This window comes from Streptomyces durbertensis, assembly GCF_014156695.1.
GTDB classification, from domain to species: domain Bacteria; phylum Actinomycetota; class Actinomycetes; order Streptomycetales; family Streptomycetaceae; genus Streptomyces; species Streptomyces durbertensis.
Map to the genome: position 1 here is coordinate 1 of NZ_WMLF01000760.1, position 1,333 is coordinate 1,333.

Here is a 1,333-nt window from a genome sequence, read left to right on the forward strand (position 1 = left end):
CTGACGCGCCGCGCCACCGCGCCACCCGAGCCCCTGCTATCCGGCCCCGCGCCGCCGGTCCCGACAGAACACGACAGAAACGGAACACATCCGATGCTCGACCTCGTCATCGTGGGCGCAGGCCCCTACGGACTGTCCATCGCCGCCCACGCGGCGGCAGCCGGACTGCGACTGCGCACCTTCGGACGGCCCATGGCGTCCTGGCGCGACCACATGCCGGCCGGCATGTTCCTCAAGTCCGAGCCCTGGTCGTCCAACCTCTCCGCCCCGGGCAGCCACCACACCCTCGGCGACTACTGCCAGGGCAGGGGCCTCACCGCCGAGCACGGCACACCCGTGCCCATCGAGACCTTCACCGACTACGGCCTGTGGTTCGCCCGCCAGGCCGTACCCGAGGTGGACGAACGCGTCGTCACCTCCGTCGCCCCGAACAACGACCACTGGCACGTCACCATCGAGGACGGCGAGACCGTCGCCACCCGCGCGGTCGTGCTCGCCGTCGGCGTCATGCCGTTCGTGAACCTCCCCGCCGAACTGCGGGACCTCCCCTCCGACCTGGTCACCCACAGCAGCCACCACCGCGACCTCTCCCGCTTCACCGGCCTCGACGTCACCGTCGTCGGCGGCGGCCAGGCCGCGCTGGAGACCGCCACGCTGCTCGCCGAGGCCGGCGCCGCCCCCCGCCTGCTCGCCCGCGCCGACCAGCTCAACTGGAACACCCCGCCGCAACCCCTGGAGCGCCCCCTGCTGCGCTCCCTCCGCGACCCGCACTGCGGTCTGGGCACCGGCTGGCCCAGCTGGGTCTGGTCCGAGACGCCCTGGCTCGTCCGCCGCCTGCCCGCCGCGCTGCGGCTGCGCATCAACGACGCCGCCCTCGGCCCGGCCGGCGCCTGGTGGCTGCGGGAACGCTGCGAGGAGCGGGTGCCGCTGCTGCTCGCCCGCCGACTGCGCGCCGCACGCGCCCAGGCCGGCCGCGTCCGCCTGGAGACCACCGCCCCCGACGGCGGCACCGAGACGTACGTCACCGACCACGTCATCGCCGCCACCGGCTTCGCCCCCGAACTCGACCGCCTGACCCTCCTCGACCCGGCCGCCCGCTCCGCCCTGCGCACGCTCGGCGGCGGTCGCACCGGTGGCGGCGCGCCCGAACTCGGCGCCGGCTTCCGCTCCAGCCTGCCGGGGCTCTACTTCGCCGGCCTGCTCACCGCCCCCGCGTTCGGGCCCGCCATGCGCTTTGTCTACGGTGCCGCGTACACCGCCGAACGCCTCGTCCACGCCGTTCGCCGCGCCACGCCGGTCCGGCAGTTGCCCCGCCCCACTGCAACCCCCGAAC

The 1,333-nt window shown here is 75.0% G+C and carries 1 protein-coding gene; it reads left to right on the top strand.

Annotated features, from left to right (window positions below; genetic code table 11):
- Positions 1–93 precede the first annotated feature (93 nt).
- Positions 94–1,333 (top strand): SidA/IucD/PvdA family monooxygenase (locus tag GL263_RS26595; RefSeq protein WP_182858287.1); only part of this gene is annotated, 1,240 nt, incomplete at its 3' end.